Origin of the sequence: Pseudoalteromonas sp. JC3 (assembly GCF_030291895.1) — a bacterium.
Lineage (GTDB): Bacteria > Pseudomonadota > Gammaproteobacteria > Enterobacterales > Alteromonadaceae > Pseudoalteromonas.
This window is the reverse complement of sequence record NZ_CP127855.1, coordinates 3803026-3805571: the sequence shown is the minus strand read 5'-3', so window position 1 is coordinate 3805571 and position 2546 is coordinate 3803026. Positions and strand designations below refer to the sequence as shown.

Genomic DNA, 2546 nt, shown 5'->3' with positions numbered 1-2546 from the left:
CAAAAGTACATACTTTTAAGGATGGGAAAACAATGGATCACGCACTTTCTTTGGAATTGGATCCGACATCGATTGCAGCAGACTCTCGAATACATGACTTATCTGAGGTTAAACAAAGCGGCATGGCATGGGTGAAAAACCACGTTCAAGAGGTGAATAACTGGGTTGAGCGAGATGGTTTTGCATTGCTTCGTGGCTTAAATATTGTGAGCACGAATCAGTTTAGCGCCATACTTGAGACCTTGTTTGGTGAGCGCTTAAGCCAGTATGTTTATCGCTCTTCGCCACGAACGGCACTGAACAACAATATTTACACCACCACGGAATATCATGCCGATCAAGTGATCCTGCAGCATAACGAAAATGCTTACTCCAATGTTTGGCCGATGCGAATGGGCTTTTTTTGTGTGATCCCAGCAACCACGGGTGGGTGCACACCACTTGCCGACAGCCGTGAAGTATATCGTCGTATTCCCAGTGAATTAAGAGACAAGTTTGAGCGTTTAGGTGTGCAGTACGTGCGCAATTACGGTGATATCGACCTACCTTGGCAAGAGGTTTTTCAGACCGAGAGTAAAGCTGAAGTTGAGCAATACTGCCGAAAAAATGAAATCGAATTTACTTGGCTTGATGATAAAAGGCTACAAACCAAACAATGGCGTCCGGCGGTCATGCGCCATCCAAAAAGTGGTGAAAAGGTATGGTTTAATCAAGCTCACTTGTTCCACTGCTCGAGCCTAGATAATCAACTCAGTGCACAAATGCGTGACAGTATCGGCAGCGAATTTTTACCTCGTAACGCCTTTTTTGGTGACGGTAGCGAAATAAGTGACCAAGACATCAAGCTCATCAATCAGGTTTATCAAGACCTCACTTTCGCTTACCCGTGGCAAAGAAACGATATTTTGCTGCTGGATAATATGCTGTTTACTCATGGCAGAGAGGCCTATACAGGCACTCGTAAAGTACTAGTTGGCATGGCAAATATCGCGTCAGCATAACTAGTTGGTACTCATTCCGATGAAAGTCGGGCAACAACATTTGTTAGTGGTTACGTGGTTGGCAATGTAAGGAATGAAAAAATGAAATGGCTAATACAACTACGGCTAAGAATGATGATGCTATTTTGCATCACCTTAGCACTGGCTTCTTGTTTGCAGAAAAAGAGCGTCGCAGATAATCACACCATTATGCCTAATCAATTAGAAATGATAGAGGCGGTGGTGAAGGAATATTGCGATGCCAACCTATTCTTTGGCACGGTTTATATCACCTCGGTTGATAAAGTGGTGTACCAGTCCAACTGCGGACCACAAAACATGCAATATGATGTTGATAACAGCGTTAAGTCCAAGTATCGCATCGGCTCCAATACCAAAGCGTTTTCGGCCGCTATTTTAATGAAGATGTTAGATGGCAAGGACTTACGGCAGGAAACCATTGGCGATCACTTGCCTTGGTACCCAGATAACCAATGTGCGGATGTTTCGCTGCATCATTTGCTTACCATGTCGTCTGGGATCAATAACTACAGCGACAACGAAGCCGTATACGATAATTACGGTTGGCGGCCTTATTTATATAATTCGAGTCTAGACCTTAACGGTCCGGAAGATTTTAGTAATCGCTTTTGCACCTGTGGTGCCGAAGCGGGGCAAAGTGGCACACCGTCATTTACACCCGGCAGTAAGTATGAATACAGCAACTGTAACTACTATCTTATTGGTAATATCATCGAGCAATTAGCGGCCGGAAAACAAGGCAATATCGGTCGTGAGTATTGGTTTGCCAATATCGTTCAAGAGCAAATTCTAAATCCGCTTAGCATGACGGACAGCGGCTCTTACAGTGCGATTGGTGTCTATTCAAATATGACCACAGGTTATATTTATAATCAAAACCAATACTTATCGCTTGCCAATGGCCGTCCACCAGCTACAGGTGGACCTGCACCTTACGAAGACATTTTAGTGAATCCATATAGCAACCCTTTGGTGCTGTATTCAGCTGGAGATTTGTATTCCACAGTGGAAGACATGCATAAATGGGATCAAGGCTTGTATGGCACTCAAATCTTAAACGATACCCAGAAACTAGCGGCCTTTGCTCCATACTCTAACACTGGTAGCAGCGACGAGTGTGAATACTATGGCTATGGTTGGTTTGTGACTTATGTCGACCCAAACCAGTACGGCAAAGTGGCAAATTGCCCCGAAAACCCAGCCGATGCAAATCTCAGAATGTATGAAAAATTTTTACAGTACTCTGGTAGTTATCCCTATTCATGGGTGACCAGTTTCACCCGTTTACTAGAACGAGATCAAAGCATCATGGTGTTTAGCAACTATGTGAAAGAGGGGATTGAGTCAGATTGTATCGCCAAGGAGATCCGCAACATTATCTTCTATAGTGATAAACACCGTACCGAGCAATGCCAGCAAGATTTGAATCAGGCATAACGCGGTAGGGAAAAATACTGAGCTTTCGCGCTCGGTTAAACAAATTAATAGAACGCCTGCAGTAGGTGGCAACGTTTCGCTCAGTTG

2 protein-coding genes are annotated in these 2546 nt (G+C 44.1%); both read left to right on the top strand.

The features are described from left to right. Window positions 1-32 precede the first annotated feature (32 nt). Entirely contained in the window at window positions 33-1001 is a 969-nt protein-coding gene (locus QSH61_RS16620; RefSeq protein WP_206473034.1) for a TauD/TfdA family dioxygenase, read from the top strand. Between the two features lie 81 nt (window positions 1002-1082). Next, complete coding sequence (locus tag QSH61_RS16615) at window positions 1083-2459, top strand: serine hydrolase domain-containing protein (RefSeq protein WP_069021375.1); 1377 nt, start codon at window positions 1083-1085, stop codon at window positions 2457-2459. The last annotated feature ends 87 nt before the right edge of the window (window positions 2460-2546 follow it).

Bases quoted from the DNA above. Each gene is read 5' to 3' on its own strand.
- QSH61_RS16615 (WP_069021375.1), top strand. From the start codon at position 1,083: ATGAAATGGCTAATACAACTACGGCTAAGAATGATGATGCTATTTTGC.
- QSH61_RS16620 (WP_206473034.1), top strand. From the start codon at position 33: ATGGATCACGCACTTTCTTTGGAATTGGATCCGACATCGATTGCAGCA.